Annotated in this window: 16 protein-coding genes and 1 pseudogene; 2 read left to right on the forward strand and 15 right to left on the reverse strand. The window is 63.7% G+C overall.

Going from position 1 to position 17,345, the window contains the following annotated elements; translation table 11 throughout:
- Positions 1–15: 15 nt before the first annotated feature.
- Positions 16–1,449, reverse strand: coding sequence for a DHA2 family efflux MFS transporter permease subunit (locus NKH97_RS24095; protein WP_352798905.1), 1,434 nt, complete (start codon positions 1,447–1,449; stop codon positions 16–18).
- A 121-nt stretch (positions 1,450–1,570) separates the two neighbouring features.
- On the opposite strand from NKH97_RS24095, the pseudogene NKH97_RS24100 reads away from it, so the two are divergent.
- Positions 1,571–2,571: pseudogene (locus tag NKH97_RS24100) on the forward strand (ornithine cyclodeaminase family protein).
- A complete protein-coding gene (locus NKH97_RS24105; protein ID WP_352798906.1) occupies positions 2,568–4,049 on the forward strand; it encodes an HAL/PAL/TAL family ammonia-lyase in 1,482 nt (493 codons plus the stop codon). The pseudogene NKH97_RS24100 and the gene NKH97_RS24105 overlap by 4 nt, the downstream one beginning before the upstream one ends.
- Positions 4,050–4,058: 9 nt before the next feature.
- Here the strand turns inward: NKH97_RS24105 and purU are convergent, their stop codons facing one another.
- From purU to NKH97_RS24175, 14 genes are all read right to left on the reverse strand, one after another.
- Positions 4,059–4,940 carry a formyltetrahydrofolate deformylase gene (gene purU, locus NKH97_RS24110; protein ID WP_352798907.1) on the reverse strand — a complete coding sequence of 294 codons (882 nt, stop codon included), beginning with the start codon at positions 4,938–4,940 and terminating at the stop codon, positions 4,059–4,061.
- Complete coding sequence (locus tag NKH97_RS24115; RefSeq protein ID WP_352798908.1) at positions 4,937–5,737, reverse strand: 3-methyl-2-oxobutanoate hydroxymethyltransferase; 801 nt, start codon at positions 5,735–5,737, stop codon at positions 4,937–4,939. The genes purU and NKH97_RS24115 overlap by 4 nt, the downstream gene beginning before the upstream one ends.
- 34 nt (positions 5,738–5,771) lie before the next feature.
- The gene (locus NKH97_RS24120) at positions 5,772–6,086 is read right to left on the reverse strand and encodes a MocE family 2Fe-2S type ferredoxin (protein WP_013530832.1); all 315 of its coding nucleotides are present in this window, start codon (positions 6,084–6,086) and stop codon (positions 5,772–5,774) included.
- 11 nt (positions 6,087–6,097) lie between these two features.
- Complete coding sequence (locus NKH97_RS24125) at positions 6,098–7,180, reverse strand: fatty acid desaturase family protein (RefSeq protein ID WP_164892896.1); 1,083 nt, start codon at positions 7,178–7,180, stop codon at positions 6,098–6,100.
- Positions 7,181–7,229: 49 nt separating this feature from the next.
- A complete protein-coding gene (locus NKH97_RS24130) occupies positions 7,230–8,411 on the reverse strand; it encodes an aldose 1-epimerase family protein (protein ID WP_128303414.1) in 1,182 nt (393 codons plus the stop codon).
- A gap of 16 nt (positions 8,412–8,427) precedes the next feature.
- Complete coding sequence (locus NKH97_RS24135) at positions 8,428–9,210, reverse strand: ATP-binding cassette domain-containing protein (protein WP_164892899.1); 783 nt, start codon at positions 9,208–9,210, stop codon at positions 8,428–8,430.
- Complete coding sequence (locus NKH97_RS24140; protein WP_127382101.1) at positions 9,207–10,208, reverse strand: ABC transporter permease; 1,002 nt, start codon at positions 10,206–10,208, stop codon at positions 9,207–9,209. The genes NKH97_RS24135 and NKH97_RS24140 overlap by 4 nt, the downstream gene beginning before the upstream one ends.
- 61 nt (positions 10,209–10,269) lie before the next feature.
- Entirely contained in the window at positions 10,270–11,214 is a 945-nt protein-coding gene (locus NKH97_RS24145) for a sugar ABC transporter substrate-binding protein (RefSeq protein WP_352798910.1), read from the reverse strand.
- A gap of 56 nt (positions 11,215–11,270) precedes the next feature.
- Positions 11,271–12,185, reverse strand: a complete 915-nt coding sequence (locus NKH97_RS24150) for a sugar phosphate isomerase/epimerase family protein (RefSeq protein WP_023814032.1) — start codon at positions 12,183–12,185, stop codon at positions 11,271–11,273.
- A gap of 56 nt (positions 12,186–12,241) precedes the next feature.
- Positions 12,242–13,327 carry a Gfo/Idh/MocA family protein gene (locus NKH97_RS24155; RefSeq protein WP_352798912.1) on the reverse strand — a complete coding sequence of 362 codons (1,086 nt, stop codon included), beginning with the start codon at positions 13,325–13,327 and terminating at the stop codon, positions 12,242–12,244.
- Positions 13,328–13,362: 35 nt separating this feature from the next.
- Positions 13,363–14,424 carry an ABC transporter ATP-binding protein gene (locus tag NKH97_RS24160; protein ID WP_352441187.1) on the reverse strand — a complete coding sequence of 354 codons (1,062 nt, stop codon included), beginning with the start codon at positions 14,422–14,424 and terminating at the stop codon, positions 13,363–13,365.
- Between the two features lies 1 nt (position 14,425).
- Positions 14,426–15,517, reverse strand: coding sequence for an ABC transporter ATP-binding protein (locus NKH97_RS24165; RefSeq protein WP_352798914.1), 1,092 nt, complete (start codon positions 15,515–15,517; stop codon positions 14,426–14,428).
- A complete protein-coding gene (locus tag NKH97_RS24170) occupies positions 15,514–16,473 on the reverse strand; it encodes a carbohydrate ABC transporter permease (RefSeq protein WP_352798915.1) in 960 nt (319 codons plus the stop codon). Before NKH97_RS24170 ends, NKH97_RS24165 begins: the two co-directional genes overlap by 4 nt.
- Positions 16,470–17,330: a carbohydrate ABC transporter permease gene (locus NKH97_RS24175; RefSeq protein ID WP_013530821.1), complete on the reverse strand. Its 861-nt coding sequence runs from the start codon at positions 17,328–17,330 to the stop codon at positions 16,470–16,472. The genes NKH97_RS24170 and NKH97_RS24175 overlap by 4 nt, the downstream gene beginning before the upstream one ends.
- Positions 17,331–17,345: the final 15 nt, after the last annotated feature.

The following is a 17,345-nucleotide window of genomic DNA, read 5'->3' on the forward strand; positions in this document are numbered from 1 at the left end:
GTGGAGAATTGGATTTCAGTTCCCCGGCGAGTGGCCGGAAACCTCCGCGCCCGCACTTGGCGGCAGCACGAGAAAACGCAACGCCGCCACCAGCCCGATGGCGCCGATCGCCAGGAAGGCGATTCGAAAATCCAGAAGGTCGAGAGCGGGGCGATCCCTGACGATCTGCGACAAATTGAGGATCGCCGCCGCCACCGCGACGCCGAACAGCATCGCCACCTGCTGCAGCATCGAGGACAGGGTCGCCGCCGAGCTTCGTTGCGCCGCATCGATGTCGGCGAAGGCCAGTGTGTTGAGCGCGGTGAACTGCATCGAGCGCGTCAGGCCGGCAATCAGCATCAGCGCCACCACCAGCGCCTGTGGCGTCTGCGGCGAGATCGCCCCGCAAGCCATGATCGAGGCCGAGGCGATGATGCCGTTGACGACCATCACCGAGCGGAAACCGAAACGCCGCAGCGTTGGCGTCGTCACCGTCTTCATGCCGAGATTGCCGAGGAAATAGGCCAGGATCATCAAGCCGGCATCGACGGGCGAGAGGCCAAAGCCGACCTGGAACAGCAGTGGCAGCAGGAACGGCGTGGCGTTGATCGCCACCCTGAAAATGGTACCGGCGGCCAATGTCGAGATGGCAAAGGTCAGCACCTTGAACGAGGAGAGATCGAGCAGCGGATGCGGCGCCCGCCGGAGATGCCGTACCGCCAGCCAGCCTATGACGATGCCGGCAACGATCAGCAGCGCTGTCGGCAGCACGCCGTCCTCCGGATGGGCAATGCGTTCAAGGCCATAGAGCAGCAGGGCAAGTCCGGCCGATGTCAGGAAAAAACCCGGCCAGTCGAGCGGCTTGGGGTCAGCCTCACGGTCGCCCGGAATGAAGCGGGCGACCAGCGACAGCCCGATCACGCCGAGCGGGATGTTGATGAAGAAATTCCAGTGCCAGGACAGATAGGTGGTGATGAAGCCGCCGAGCACCGGCCCGACCACCGGCGCAAACAGTGCTGGCCAGGTGATCAGCGCCGTGGCGTTGAGCAATTCGGATTTCGACGCATTGCGCAGGACGAGAATCCGCCCGACCGGCGTCATCAGCGCGCTGCCGAGCCCTTGCACGACACGGGCGGCGACAAACTGGGTCAGGGTTTGCGAGAGGCCGCAGGCGAGCGAAGCCAGGGTGAACAGGACGATCGCCAGCAGGAAGATGTTTCGCGCCCCGAACCGGTCGGCGAGCCAGCCCGACAGCGGCACGAACACCGCCATGGTCAGCATGTATACGGTGATGCCGATGCTCATTGCCACCGGCGACACGCCGAAGGATGCGCCCATCTGCGGCAGCGAGGTCGAGATGATCGTCGAATCCAGCAACTGCATGAAGAAGGCGATGGCGACGATCAGCGCCACGCGCCGCGCATTGGTGGCCGTTTCGGATAAGGTTGCGGTCTCGGGAATGGCAGTCATGACGGAACCGGTTTGAACAGCATCTCACCGGCCGCGTCCAGAGACGGCGCAACAAACTTTCGTGTCCCGCTATGGCCTGCTATGGGATGGACGGGGTGGCCGAGGAAAGTGTCTGCGTAAAATGAAGCCCATCTATATCGACTACCTCAATGCCCTCGAATCGATGCCCTTGCCATGACCGATGGTGAAATCATTGCCGCCGTCGAGGCTGGCCTGGTGGCGCAAGGCAACGGCCAGACGGTGATCGAGCCGCGCGTCCATCTCGAACCGGACCCGTCCTTCCACGGTCATTTCAATGTCTTGCGTGGCTACGTCGCGCCGCTCGACACGGCGGGCGTGAAAATCGTCGGCGACTATGTCGACAATTACCTGCACGGGCTGCCTTCCGAATTCGGCATCCTCAACCTGTTCGACCCGCGCACCGGCGCGCCCCGCGCCATCCTCGACGCCACCGTCATCACCGACATGCGCACCGGCGCCGTCACCGCCATCGGCGCCAAACATCTGGCGCGCAGGAATTCGAAGGTGCTGGCCCATATCGGCGCGCGCGGCACCGCCTACTGGAATGTGCGCCTGCTCGACCATCTCTTCGACTTCGACGAAATCCGCGTCCATTCGCGTCGGCCGGAAAGCCGCGACGGTTTTGCCGCCAAACTCTCCGCCGATCTCGGCAAGACGGTTACGGCGGTGGCCGACTGGAAGAGCTGCATCGAGGGCGCCGACATCGTCGTCGAAGCCTCGCGGCTGCCGGAGCCGCAGCCATTGCTGAAGACCGAATGGATCAAGCCCGGCGCGCTGGTCGTACCCTATGGCACGATGAGCGCGGTCGAACTGTCGCTGACCGACATCATGCAGAAAATGGTCGTCGACGATTGGGGCCAGTGCAAGGGCGGCAAGTTCGGCTCGCTGCGCGCCCATGTCGAGACCGGGCGGCTGAGCGAGAAGACGCTGCATGCCGAGCTCGGCCAGATCGCCGCCGGTCTGAAAGCCGGGCGAGAAAGCGACGACGAAACGATCCTGTTCTGGCATCGCGGCCTGTCGCTGTCCGACATTGCATTGGGCAAGGCGATGCTGGCCAAGGCCCAAGTGCAAGGCATCGGCCAGAGGCTGCGCTTCGCATGACCGCGGTCGTCCTCACCGGAACCGGCGTCAGCGTTGGCGATGTCGCTGCGGTCGCCCGCGATGGGCGCAAGGTGGAGATCGGACCCGATGTCATCGGCAGGCTGCAGAAGGCACGAAAAGTGCTCGACCAGGCCGCCGCATCCGGCCAGCAGATCTATGGCCTGAACACCGGGCTCGGCGCCAATCTCGGCACTGCTGTCGACGGCGACGCCGGCGCCTTCCAGCGCCAGTTGCTTGAAGGACGCAGCGGCGCCGTCGGCGAGGTGCTGCCGGTTGAAGCCGTGCGCGCTACTATGCTTGCCCGCGCCGCGATGCTGTCGGTTGGCGGCTCCGGCCTTTCGCCCTCCGTCTTCGTCGCTTTGGTCGACGCGCTCAATGCCGGCGTCCATCCCGTCATGCCGTCGCTCGGCTCGATCGGCGCCGGCGACCTGGTGCTGATGACGGCACTCGCCCGCATGCTCACCGGCGAAGGCGAAGCCGACTATCAGGGCCGTCGCATGCCGGCAGCCAAGGCGTTGATGATGGCGCGCCTCGCCCCTGTCAGCCTGGCGCCCAAGGATGGGCTGTCGCTGATCAATGCCTCGGCGGTGTCCGCCGGCAGCGGCGCGCTTGCGGTGACGGATGCGCTGTCGGCTCTTGCCCAGCAACAGCAGGCCGGGGCGCTGACCATGGAAGGTTTTGGTGCCAACCGCACCATCCTCGATCCGCGCCTGCATATGGCACGCCCGGCGGCCGGCCAGCAGGAAGCAGCCAAGGTGCTGCACGAACTGCTCGTCCGCGACGAGGCGCCGGCGCCGGCCACCTTGCAGGACCCGCTGTCGATCCGCTGCATGCCGTCGATCCATGGCGCGCTGATCGAGGCAATCGGTCAGGCCAGACAGGCTGTCGAGATCGAACTCAACGCCGCCGCCGACAACCCGCTGGTGCTGGGCGATGATGAGCTGGTGCTGTCGACCGGCAATTTCCACACCGCCGCACTGGCGCTCGCCTTTGAGACGCTCGGCCTGGCGATCGCCCAATGTGCCGCGGCCAGTGCCGCGCGCTTCATCCAGCTCACCGGTTCGGGCCGCAATGGCCTGCCGAAATATCTGTCGCCGGTCGGCGGCGCCTCGGCCGGCTTCGTGCCGCTACAGAAGACAGTGACCTCGATCCTGGCCGCCATCCGCCACAAGGCCAATCCGGTGATGCTCGACTTTCTTCCGGTTTCGGAGGGCGTCGAGGATCACGCCACGCAGACACCTCTGGCGGTTGCGAAATGCGCCGGGATGATCGCGCTATGGCGCCGCCTGATCGCTTTCGAGCTGATGGCGGCCGCACAAGCGGTCGACCTGCGCGACGGTTTCACGCCAACGCCACGCACCGCCGCAATTCACACGGCGATCCGCGCGCTGGTCCCTGCTCTGAAGGAGGACCGGCCGCTCGGCATCGACGCCGAGGCGCTCTACGCCGCGCTCGCCGGTGGAAATTGGCCGGCCTGACGCGGCTTCTCAGAAGACGACGGTCTTGTGGCCGTTGAGCATGACGCGGGCTTCGAGATGCAGCTTGACCGCGCGCGCCAGCACCCGGCTTTCGATGTCGCGCCCGACGGCGACGAAATCCTCGGCGCTCATCGCATGGGTGACGCGTTCGGTCTCCTGATCGATGATCGGGCCCTCGTCGAGGTCGGACGTGACGTAATGCGCCGTCGCACCGATCAGCTTGACGCCGCGGTCGAAGGCCTGGTGATAAGGCTTGGCGCCCTTGAAGCTCGGCAGGAAGGAATGGTGGATGTTGATCGCCCGTCCGAACAGCCGGTCCGACAGGCTTTTCGAGAACACCTGCATGTAGCGCGCCAGGATGACCAGTTCGGCCCCTGTTTGCTGCACCAGGTCCAGCAGCTTCTGTTCCTGCTCGGCCTTGTTCTCCCTGGTGGTCGGCCAATGGTGGTAGGGAATGCCCTCCAGCTCGGCGAAGCGGCGGGCATCCTCGTGGTTGGAGACGACGGCGGCAACCTCCGCGTTCAGCCAGCCGACCCTGATCTGGTACAGCAGATGCAGAAGCGCGTGGTCGAACCTGGAGACCATGACGATGATGTTCGGGCGGCGCCCCTGATCGACGAGCGCGGTCTTCATGCCGAACCGGTCGACACTTGATTTCAAGGCCCGTTCCAGACTGTCCCTGGTCGAGCCTGGCGGGCTGATGAAGGCGATCCGCATGAAAAAGCGATTGGTCTGCCGGTCCCAGAACTGGCTGCTTTCGGCGATGTTGGCGCCGTTCGCGGCAAGCTCCGCCGTGACCGCGGCGACGATCCCCGGCTGGTCCTCGCAAGAAAGCGTAAGAATATGAACCGGCGCGGCGTCGTCCGTCGCATCATTGCCTTGAGATTTCACGCCCTGTCGACCCTCTTCATGAACAGGCTGAGTTCAGCCGGATCCATATGCACCACATGCTTGTCTTCGGGATAGGCCAGACTGTTGACATCGGCGACATACTCCGAGAACGCGGCGATGCGCTCGGCTTGCAAACGATCATATTCGGCGGCGAAATTGCGATAGACCTTGGAATGGCGAGGCATGTGGCCCCGGTTCTGGCCGAGGATGTCGTCGGCGAATAGATATTGCGCATCGCAACCGGTGCCCGCCCCCATCGACAGCATGATCAACGATGTGCGTTCCGAGATCGCCTTGGCCACCTCGACCGGTACGACCTCGATTTCGGCGCCGACGGCGCCGGCGGCCTCCAGTTGCTTCACTGCCGCGAAGACCTCCATGGCGGTATCGGCGGTCTTGCCGACCGCCTTGAAGCCGCCGGTCCAGGTGGCCCGCGAGGGGATCAGCCCGACATGGCCGATCACCGGGATATTGTCATCGGCCATCCGCTTGATCGTGGCGTAGCCGGCGCTGCAATAGACCGCGTCGGCGCCGGCCTTGTAGAGCAGGAAAGCCCAGCGCACGAAATCGTCCGCCGTGCCGATCTCGTAGAAATTGTCGCCCGGCATGGTGAACAGGCTGGGTGCGGCGTCCCGGTATTGCGGGTTGAGCACCAGTTCGGGCGGCACCGAGACGATGTCGACCCCCGCGCGCTCGGCGGCCTCGGCCTCGTCCATCGTCAGCACGCGCAGCATGGTCAGCTGTCGCTTGCCCTTCATGGCGCGCAAATCCGCCACCGTCGGTCTTTTTCGGCTCATCAAATGGGTTCCCTCAGTTGCATTCGGCGGCAGGTCAGCCGATCTGGATCATCACTTTGCCAGCCTCGACCTTCACCGGATAGGTGGCGAGATTGACGCATACCGGTGCGCCTCGGGCCACACCCGTCTTGTAGTTGAAGCGGCCATTGTGCTTGGGGCATTCGATGATGTCGTCCATCACCAGCCCATCGGCCAGATGCGCCTTCTCATGCGTGCAGTACCCGTCGGTTGCGAAGTACTCGTCATCGGGACTGCGATAGATGGCGAAGGTACGGCCGCCATGATCGAAGCGGATGACATCCTCTTCCTCGACATCGTCGACGCCACACGCTTCAACCCAGTCGGCCATCTGCTTCTCCCCTATTCCGCCGCCGCCGGAACGGTCAGCGCATGGAACTCGTCCCGGTACGGCCTGGCCGTCGGCGGCAATTCACGCTTGAGGAAATAGTCCTCGTACTGAAGCTGCTTCAGCAGCACCGGCCAGACCTCGCGGTAGGCATGCCACATCGAAGGGTTCGGCGCGGGCAGATCATGCTTGATCAATTCATGCAGCCTCGGCAGCGCGTGATACGGCACCATCGGGAACATGTGATGTTCGACATGGTAGTTCATGTTCCAGTAGATGAAGCGGCTGATCGGGTTCATGTAGACGGTGCGCGTGTTCAGCCGGTGGTCGGTGACATTATCGGCCAGGCCGATATGCTGCAGCAGGCCGGTCAGCACCATGTGCCAGCTGCCGTAGAGGCGCGGCAGGCCGATCAGCACCAGCGGCAGGAACGACCACAGATAGAGCGCCAGCACGATCGCCGCGACATAGATGGCGACATGCCAGCGCGCGGCGGTGACCACCTTGTGAAGCTCCATCTCGGGGATAAAGCTTTTCTCGTCGGGCGAGATGCTGCCGAACGCATTGCGCACCAGCGTCGGCAGCGAATAGCGGAAATCGAGAATGCCGGTGAAGGCGAGTGCGGCGCGCAGCAGGTCCGGCGGACGCATCACCGCGATCTCGGCGTCGCGGCCGACGATGATCGTGTCGGTGTGATGGCGCGCATGGCTCCAGCGCCAGGTCACCGGGTTGCGCATCAGCATGAAGCTGGCGATCTGGTAGACGGCATCGTTCATCCAGCGCGTGCGGAAAGCGGTGCCGTGGCCGCACTCGTGCCAGCGCGAGTCGCTGGACGAGCCGTAGAGCACGCCATAGACGAGCAGGAACGGCACCACCCACCACGTGCCCCAGAACCAGGCGATCCCGGCGGCAGAGCCCAATATGGCAACGATCCAGATGATCGTGTCGCGGATCGCCGGCCCGTCCGAGCGTTGCATCAGCTCTTTCATCGCCTTGCGCGGCACATCGGTGTGATACCACTCGGCCGAGGCCAGCCCGGTCTCGATCGCGGTGCGCGTGCTTTCCCCGACCAGGCTGTAGTCGCGCTTTTTCGCCATCACATCGACCTCCGATTTCCGGCCCGCCAGCCGGAGCATTCGTTTCGCATCATGCCCTGTCCGCCAATCCCGGAAAATTGCCCGACGGCGCAGGATAATCCTGTTGCGGTTGCCTGGCGATCGAAGCGATCCTCTCTTCCGTCGCGGCGATCTCGCCGGCACCGTCGAGCACTCGGAACATCGCGTCGTAGGAACGGCTTTCGCCATGCTCCAGCCAGATCATTTCGCCGCGCTCACGTGCGGCGAGATTGCCGAGCACATGGTGCGTCGAGGGCTCGATGCCCAACGCATACTGCCCCGCCTGGAAATTCTGCCATTGATAGGCGCAAGGCAGCTGGTCCTTGCGCGTGATCACTTCCAGGCCAAGCCCTATGCCGTCATTGACCACCGCCACCGGCACCTCGCCATTGGCGTCCGCCGCCATCTCGTGCTGCCAGACCTGCTCGCTGAAGCCCAGTCGCGGCGCCGGCACGGTGCGGTAACCGACCTTCTGCGCCTCGTAGCGTTCGCCTGCATGGCCAGCCCAGACGACGTCGCGGATCGGCGCCAGATAGCGCGAACCCTCGTCGAGCAAGGGGTGGCTGACATTGACGTGGTAAAAATACATATGCGGCGTGCGATTGAAGCCATGGTTGACGACGCGGTCCGACAGCCGGATCTCGTTGCCGCCGACATCGGCCTCGATACGCCGGATCAGATGCAAATCCTCGCCGAACACCGCCGATTGCTGAACGATGCCTTCGGCCCAAAGCACGCAGCGGTCGCCATCCCAGGCCTCGCCATAACCGGTCAGCCGCGCTGGAATGGTGCCCACGCGGCCATGCAGCGAATGGATCACGGTCTTCTTGCCCGGGTAGTTGTAGCTATCGGCAGGCACCTCTTCGCGGCCCAATATGTGGTCGAGGCCGCAGGTGACAAGCAGGCCTGAAAACGAGCGCGCCCAGGCGAGCCCGCCCTCCCCCTCGTAATCGTGCAGGCCGGGATGACGAAAGCCGCTTGGCGAATGCCAGCCGATCGCCTGTCCCCTATAGTCGCAGTCGGCGATGTCGAGCGCCCGGTCGACCAGCGCGGTGAAGCGCAGGCCTGAGCCGGTGCGGAACTCCAGCATGCGAATGCCGCGTTCCACACCGTCGCCAAGCGTCATCAGCCGCACGCCGGCAAATTGCGACAGCATGCCCGAACGTTCCGACACCTGCCGGCGCGAAAGCGTCTTGCCATAGAGTTCTACCATGTGACGGCCAACTTCTTCACTTCGCTCTCGTCTCTTTCAGCAGGGCCGACATGTCGGCGCCGGTGATAATGCTTTCCACGGTCAGGAGATCGGTATCGGCAACCGTCTGCTCGGCAACGATCTCGCCGCGGCGCATGACGATGATGCGGTCGGCTACCTGGAACACGTGATGGATGTTGTGGGTGATCAAGAGCACCGAATGGCCGGCGTCACGCACCTCCTTGACGAAGCGCAGCACGCCGTGGGTTTCCTCGACGCCGAGATTGTTGGTCGGTTCGTCGAGGATGATGACCTTGGCGGCGAACTGCATAGCGCGAGAAATCGCAATCGACTGCCGCTCGCCGCCCGACAGCGTTAAGACCAGCGCATCGGCGTCGAGTTTCTTCGAGATGCCGACGCGCCTCAACAGCGCCGACGCCGCGTCGCGCAATTTGGCGAAATCGAGCGGCGCGAACACGCCCAGCCATTTCAGCTTGACCGGTTCGCGCCCAAGGAAAAGATTGCGCGCAATGCTGAGATCCGGCGCCAGAGACGTATCCTGGTGGATGGTCTCGATGCCGAGGTCCATCGCATCGCGCGTCGAGCGGATCGAGACCTTTTCGCCGCGCACATAGATGTCGCCCCGATCGGCTGGAAACACGCCCGAGATCGCCTTGATCAGCGTCGATTTGCCGGCGCCATTGTCTCCGAGCAAGGCCACCACCTCGCCTTCGTTGAGGGCAAAGGACGCATTCTTCAGCGCCCGAACGCTGCCGAAGGATTTTTGCAGATTCTGCAGCCGAAGCACTTCCATCGTCAGCCCCTTGCGGCGTTCTTCTGCAGCAAAGCGTGCAGGATGAGCATGGCGAGGATGATGAGGCCCACGAAGATGTTGTAGGCGAGGCCCGGCACGCCGATCAGCACGATGCCGTTGCGGATCGCGCGCAGCATCAGCGCACCGACGATGGTGCCGAGGATCGTGCCGCGTCCGCCGGTCAGCGCCGTGCCGCCGACCACCACCATGGCGATCACTTCGAGCTCGTAGCCGGTGCCGGCCACCGGTGAGGCGGCCGAGATGCGGAAGGCGCTGATCATGCCGGCCAGTCCCGCAAGGACCGAAGTCAGGATGAACAGCCACACCTTGACGGCGTCCGCCGGCACGCCGCGCGCCACCGCCGCGTTCCGGTTGGAGCCGATGGCGCTGATCCAGTTGCCGAGCTTGGCATAGCGCAGCACGTAGATCGCCAGCAGCGAGAGACCGATGAACCACCACAGCGAGGTGTAGAACCGGAACGACCCGACATTGAAGCTGCCGGCCAGCAGCGTGACGAAAAAGCCTGGCTGGTCCCAGGATTTCAGCGGAAAGCCCTGCGTGATGTAGAGCGCCGCCCCGCGCACCACGAGCAGCATCGACAGCGTGACCAGGAAGGAGGAGATGCCGATCTTGGTGACGATCAACCCGTTGATCGCGCCGATGGCGACGCACAGCAGAAGCCCGGCCAGAAGCGCGATGCCGATATCGACGCCTCCGTTCTGCACCAGAAGCATGACGACGACCGGCGCCAGCCCGAACACGGCACCAACCGACAGGTCGAATTCGCCCGCCGTCAGAAGCAGCGTCATGCCGAGCGCGATGATGCCGAGCTCAGGCAGGAACGCCATCATGTTGGAGATGTTGAGCGGCGACAGGAAATTGGCATCGGCGATGGCGAACACCGCAAGGAGGACAATGAGGATGACGAGCGAGGAGAATTGCGGCGAGCGCATAAGGCTCGATCTGCGTTTCCCGACAGGCATTTCGTCTTCTGCGGCGATCATCATGACTGCTTGAACCATGCTTTGAAGTGGTGCCCGCGGCCTGCGCCGCGGGGACCGGTTTTCACTTCGTGTCGTAGAGTTTCAGGATCGGTTCGACGCTTGAGGCGTCGTAAAGGCTGAAAGTATGGATGTCGTAGCCGATCGGTTCGCCCGACGCGGCGAGCCCGAGCAATGCCACCGGCATGAAGCCTTGCGCAGACGGGAACTGCCAGGCGGCCGCGTTGACGAAGCCGGACTTCACGGCTTCCGCGGTTTCCTTCGAATTGCCCCAGCCGACGACCGGGATCTTGCCGGCCGGCACACCTGCGCCGTCGAACACCCGCTTGACGCTGGCCGCGACGGAATCGCCAAGCGCGATGATCGCCGGCGGATTGTTGGCCACCATATAGTCGGTCATCTTGGCAATGATGCCGGCCGGGTCGGTGCCGCAATCGACCACATCATATTTGATCCCCAACGGATCGAAGACGCTGGCGATGCCTTCGGTCTCCAGCTGCTGATAGCTGGCGCCAGGCACTTCCACCGGCAGGAACACCTTGTCGCCCTGCTTCACCATCTTGTGGTCGACGAGATACTTGGCCCAGATGACGCCCGCCTCCTTGAGATCGGCGCCGACATAGGCCTGCCGTCCGGTCGCCGGATCGTCTGTGTTGAAGAACACGATCGGGATCCCGGCCGCCTTGGCAGCCTTCACTTCCTCGGTCCACAGGCCCGGCTGGGCCGAGGTGGTGGCGATGCCGTCGGGCTTGGCCGCAAGCGCGGAATTGAAGGCCTCCTTCTGCGCCGCCATGTCGCCGCCGCTGAAGGAGATCTTGCAGGTCACCTTGAGCTGGTCGCAGGCTTTGGTCGCGCCGGCATTCCAGTCGAGCCAGAACGCATCCGAGGGACCGCCATGCGACAGCAGGTAGAACGTCTTCTGGCCATCCTGCGCCATTGCCGGCGCGCCCATAGAAACACCGGCGAGCAGCGTTGCGGCAGCCGCCAGTTTCAATGCGAATTTCAACATTCTTTCCTCCCTTGCTTTGGGCCGCGCCGCCGCGAACCGACGGCGCGCAGTGACCGTCACAGGCCGTTGGCGCGGAACTTCCCGTCGAGGAATTTCTTGGCGCGCGGCACGTCGTCTTCCGAGAGATGCTCGATGATCACAGGAATGTTCGGATGCTTTTCCGCCAGCCGCTGGAGGTAGAGATCGTAGTTCAGCGAACCGAGGCCCGGTGCCGGCAGCTCGATCTCGCCGACGCCACGGAAGGTGTGGCTCTCCAGCGCGTCCTCGTCGCCGATATCGGCGTGCTTCTCGGACTTGTCGCCGCCCGAACGCTTGACGTCCTTGGCGTGAGCTATTCTGATCTTGTCGGTCAGCGTGTCGAACACCTGGTTCAGGATCTGGTCCATCCTGTCGATGTTATGCGTCTCGAAATAATTGGTCGGGTCCATCAGCAGACCAAGGCCCGGATGGTCGACCTGCGCGAACATCTTCACCGTCTCCTCGACCGAGCCGACGACGTTGTTGACGTAGGTTTCGAGCAGGAAGACCGCGCCGTGGTCATAGGCCGTCTGGGCGAGCTCGGCGACCACCTTGCGGCACTCCTCGAACCCTTCCTCGGTCTTGTTCTTGGGGTGATGCACCCAGTCGGATTCGGTGTTGTAGGTACCGGTTTCCGAGATCACATACGGGCTGCCGAAATGGCGGGCGTTGCGGATGATCTCCTTGAGGTAGCCGACACGCTTGTCGCGCTCGGCCTTGTCGGGATGGATGATGTTTGTGTAGCCGGAAATGCAGCACACCGGCAGGTGATGATCGCGGAAGACGTCGCGCACCTTCTTGGCCTTGTCCTTGGTGATCTGCCCCGCCGACAGGTCGACGTCCTTGAAATGCAGGTCGAGCTGCACCGTGTTGAAATCGAGCCCGCGGATCTTCTTCGCCGTCTCTTCGAGGCCGTACGGGAAATAGCCCGTGAAAATACCTGCCTGCATCATGGTGTGAAATTCCTCCCTGTAAGCGATTCAGTTGTCTGGTGTTTCAGTTGCGGTGATCAGATAGCGATTTCGGAAAGCTTGACAGTGCGGCCCTCGTCGATCGAGCGATAGCCCGCCTCGACCAGCGCCATGGTCTTGACGTTGTCGGCCACCGACAGCGCCGGCGGCGTGCCGGTCTTCACCGCATGCTGGAGCTGCTCCATCACGCCGATAAAGGCATGCGGGAACCACATCGTGTCCCAACTCGGGCTGACCCATTCGCCGCCGGTCGTCTCGGTCGAGGCATAGGTCAGCGTCGAGGCCGCGCCCGTCGGCCAGCCGATGGTGCCCTTCGCGACGCCCTTGGTGCCGTCGACGCGCCAGTTGATGTGCTGGTCGTCCTTGTAGCCATCCTGGCGCGGACCGGACCAGACATCCTCCAGCGACACGGCGAGCACGCCGGACGGGAAGCGCAGCGTCGACACGGTGATGCCGTCGGAATGGTCGAATGTCGTGCGCGGATCCTTCCGCGTCAGCGTGGTGATTTCATCTGGATCGCCGAACAGGAAGCGCAGAACGTCGAGATGATGCACGCTCATATTGGCCAGCGTCAGCCGGTCGTAATCCTCGAGGAAGCTCTGCCAGTGGGGGATGGCGTGCATGTCGATCTGGGCGAAGACGATGTCGCCCAGCGCGCCGCTGTCGATGATCTGCTTCAAGACGCGCATCGACTGGTCGTAGCGCATGTTCTGATTGACCGAGAGGATCTTGCCGGCCTTGGCCGCCTCGTCACGCAGCTTGACCGCTTCATCGACCGACAAGGCCAACGGCTTCTGCGCCAGGATTGCCTTGATGTGCTTCTGCTTCAGCGCGTGACGGATCAGCGCCGGCTGCAGGTCGGGCGGGAAAGCAAGATCGATGATCTCGACATTCTCGTCCTCGATCAGTTTTTCAGGCGTGTCGTGGACCGTGGGGATGCTCCAGCGCGTCGCCACCTTCTCGGCGCTGGCCCTGGTGCGCGAGGCGATCGCCACCACCGGGAATCCAGCTTCCTTGTAGGCGGCGAGATGGCACTCGGCCATGATCATGCCGGCGCCGACGCAGCCGATCCTGTATTCCTTCGTGCGGACCTTCACGTCCGGCTCGAAGCCCTTGTTTGCCATCTCTTCCTCCCGAAAGTCTTTCCTTGCGGCGGCCGTCATCGTGCCAACGCCCCGCCGCTCTGTTCGAAATAATGCACTCTGGCCGGCTCGCAGGATATCGCCACCATGGCATCCGGCCGAATGTCGGGCTGGCCGCGCAGCAATGCCTTCAGCCGCGCCTGCCCGGCAGCGAGCGTCACCACGGTGTAGCCGCCAAGCGGCTCGACCTCGAACACTCGCGCCGGGCGGCCCGGGCCCCCATCCGCCCACGGTCTGACCTTGATGTCTTCCGGCCTCAGGCCGATCTCCACGGCGTCGGCGGGCGCTGTCTTGTCTTCGATGCGGATCGTGCCTTCAGCCGCTTCGACACCGCCCTCGCCGCGCGCCGATCTGAGAATGTTCATCATCGGCGAGCCAAGCAGCCTTGCCACATAGGTGCTGGCCGGGCGGTCGTAGATCTCTGCCGGCGTGCCGATCTGCCTGACCTTGCCGTCCTCCAGGATAGCGATGCGGTCGGCGACCGACATCGCCTCTTCCTGGTCATGCGTGACATAGATCAGCGTCTTGCCGAGTTCGCGCTGGATGCGCTTCAGCTCGACGCGCGTTTCCTCGCGCAGCCTGGCGTCTAGCGCCGAGATCGGATCGTCCATCAGATAGGCATTGGGATCGCGCACCAGAGCCCGCGCGATCGCCACGCGCTGCCGCTCCCCGCCCGAAAGCTGTCCCGGCGGCTTGTGCAGGATATGGCCGATATGCAGCTTCGCCGCGACGTCCGTGACCCGCCGCTTGATCTCGACCTCGGCCACCCGGCGTTCGACCAGGGGGAAGCGGACATTTCCGAGCGCGCTCATATGCGGAAACAGCGCCAGGTTCTGGAACACCATCGCCACGTTGCGCTCGGCCGGTGACATCGCGTTGACCGGCCTGCCTCCGATCAGGATTTCTCCGAAGTCAGGTGTCTCCAGCCCAAGCACCAGGCGCAGGATGGTCGACTTGCCCGACAGCGGCGGTCCGAAGAAGCAGAAGAACTCATTGTCGTTGACGGTGAACGAGGCGTCGTCGACGGCAAGTGTGTTGCCGTAGCGTTTGGTCACGTTGCGGAAGACGATATCGGCCATCTCAACCTGCCTTCATCGCAAGGCCGGCAGCGGCGTCAAAGACGCGCACCGACGACGTAGTGGGGGCGATGACAGCGGTGTCGCCGATAGCCAGTCCGACATCATTGTCGAACACCGTTTTCACAGCCGCCTCGCCCTGGCCGAGATGAACGATGGTGCGCGCACCGATCCGTTCGACAAAGGTCACCGGCATTGCGAGGCCCTGCCCATTCTGCACCAACGTCGCCTGTTCCGGCCGGAATCCGTAAAGCACCTCGCCGCGGGCACCGCGCATGGCCGCCGCGAGTTCGCCCGGCAGCGGCGGCGTGACGCCCAACGGCCCGAGATCGACGACCAGTCCGCGATCGCTCTCCGCCAGCCTGCCCTTGAGCAGGTTCATGCCCGGTGCACCGATAAAGCGGGCGACGAAGACATTGGCTGGATCGTTGTAGACCTCAAGCGGCGTGCCGACCTGCTGCAGCACGCCATGATCCATGACCGCGATGCGGTCGGCCATGGTCATCGCCTCGAGTTGGTCGTGGGTGACGTAGACCATGGTCTGGCGGAACTGCCGCTGCAGCTGCTTCAGTTCGGTGCGCATGACGGCCCGGAAAGCCGCGTCGACATTGGACAGCGGCTCGTCGAGCAGGAAGATCGCCGGCTCCATGATCGCCGAGCGGCCGATCGCCACCCGCTGCAATATGTTGACCGACAGCCTGTCGGCCTTGCGGTCGAGCAGCGGCGTCAGTTGCAGCATCTCGGCGATGGCGCCGACACGGCGATCGATCTCGGCTTTGGCAGCCCCTCGCATTTTTGGTCCATAGGCAAGGTTCTGGCGCACCGTCATATGCGTGAAGATGGCGTAGTTCTGGAACACGAAGCCGACGCCGCGCCGGCCCATCGGTACGCCGGCCATGTCGCGCTCGCCGAACAGGATCTTGCCGCCGGTCGGCTCTTCCATGCCGGCGATCATGTTCATCGTCGTCGACTTGCCGCAGCCCGACGGGCCGAGCAGCGCCATGAACTCGCCATCGGCAATTGCCAAATCCATCGTTTTCAGCGCGGTGAAGTCGCCGAATTTCTTGATCAGGTTTTGCAGGTGAATGGCGCTCATGCCGCCACCTCGCGTGCCCGCGCCATGCGCTTCATGGCGAACACCGCGACGATCGACAGCACGACCAAAATGGCCAGCGCGATCGCCGCCACATAGCCCCAGATCAGGTCCTGCGTGGTGAGCTTGTAGATGTAGACCGAGATGGTTTCGGTGGCGACGCCTGGACCGCCGCCGGTCATGATGTAGAGCGTGTCGAAGATCTTGAAGTTCTCGATCACCCGGATCGCCAGCGCGATGATGATGATAGTCTTCATCTTCGGCAGCACGATGGTGACGAAGCGCTGCCAGGGATTGGCGCCGAGCAGCGTCGCCGCCTTGATCTGGTCCTCCGGCACGCCGACCAGGCCGGCGAGCAGGATGAGGAACATCAGCGGCGTCCATTGCCAGATGTCGGCGACCATCACCGCGATCAGCGCCAGCGTCGGGTCCGACAGCCAGGCGATGGTGACAGGCGAACCGGTCAGCGACGACAAGATGTCGTTCACCGGGCCGCCCGACTGGAACAGCATGAAGAACATGTAGCCGGCCACCGCAGGCACCACCATCATCGGCATCAGCAGGATCGAATAGAAGACGCGCTTGCCCGGGAAATCGTCGGCAAACAGCGTCGCCAGCGCCAGCCCGAGCAGGAACTCCGCCGGCACGCAGACGATCATGACGATGGCCGTACGCTTCAGCGCGCTCCAGAAGCGCGCGTCGACGGCGAGATCGGTGTAGTTGGCAAAGCTGTTCCACATCGACCAGGCGTTCCACCAGCCGGTGCCCGACAGGGGCGACCAGTCGGTGACGCTGATGTAGAGCTGCATCAACAGCGGGAAGGCCGAGATGAACAGCACGAGGATCTGCGCAGGCAATGTCAGCCGGAAACCCAGCCTTGCGCCCTCATCGCGCGAAACCGGCTTTGCTCCGACGGCTTTCATCTCATCCTTGGAAGTCATGACAGTCACCGCGCTCATTGCTTGAGCGCCCCGAACGTCAACCCGCGCACCAGATGGCGTTGGATGGCGATGCCCATGATGACCGGCGGCACGGCCGCGATCAGGCCAAGCGCCGCCTTGGCGCCATAGAGCTGCCCGGTCATCGAGGAGGACAGAGAGGCCATGTAGACCGGGATGGTCACCCATTCGCGCGTCGTCAGAAGCAGCGCGATCAAATAGTCCGACCAGTTGAGGATGAAGACGAAGAGCGCCGCACTGGCGAGCGGCGCGCGCATCATCGGCAGCGTGATGCGCGTGAAGACGCGCAGCCGCGAACAGCCTTCGACAAGCGCCGCCTCCTCGATCTCGCGCGGCATGTCGTCGAAGAAGGTCTTCATCAGCCAGAAGGCGAACGGCAAGGTGACGATGCCGTAGATCAGCGCCAGGCCCCACCAGCTATCGGTGAAGTTGAGGAAAGCCCACATGATCATCACCGGGATCATGACCGCCATCGGCGGAAAGATCCGGAGCTGAATCAGCGCCAGCGGCAGGTTCTGGCCGGAGCCGAAACGCGACAGCCCATAAGCCGCGGCAGTGCCCGCCGACATGGCGATCACCGTGCCGAAAACCGCCGACAGCAGCGATGCGAGGATCGGCTTCAGCGCGTTACGGTCGAGCGCGACGATCAAATTGTTGGTCGACTCGCCGAAGACGAAACGGAAATTGCTGAGCGTCGGGTTCTTCGGCCACCAGGTCAGGTCGGCGCCGGTCGCCGACCATTCGGCGATCGGCTTGAAGGCCATCGATACCATCCACAGGATCGGCACCAGCGTCACCGCCATGGCCGCGAAGATCGCGGCATAGCGGAATATCAGGAAAGGAACGGAACGCTTCATCTGGCGGCTTTGCTG

Source organism: Mesorhizobium sp. M0870 (genome assembly GCF_040319775.1).
In the GTDB taxonomy this organism is placed as follows: domain Bacteria; phylum Pseudomonadota; class Alphaproteobacteria; order Rhizobiales; family Rhizobiaceae; genus Mesorhizobium.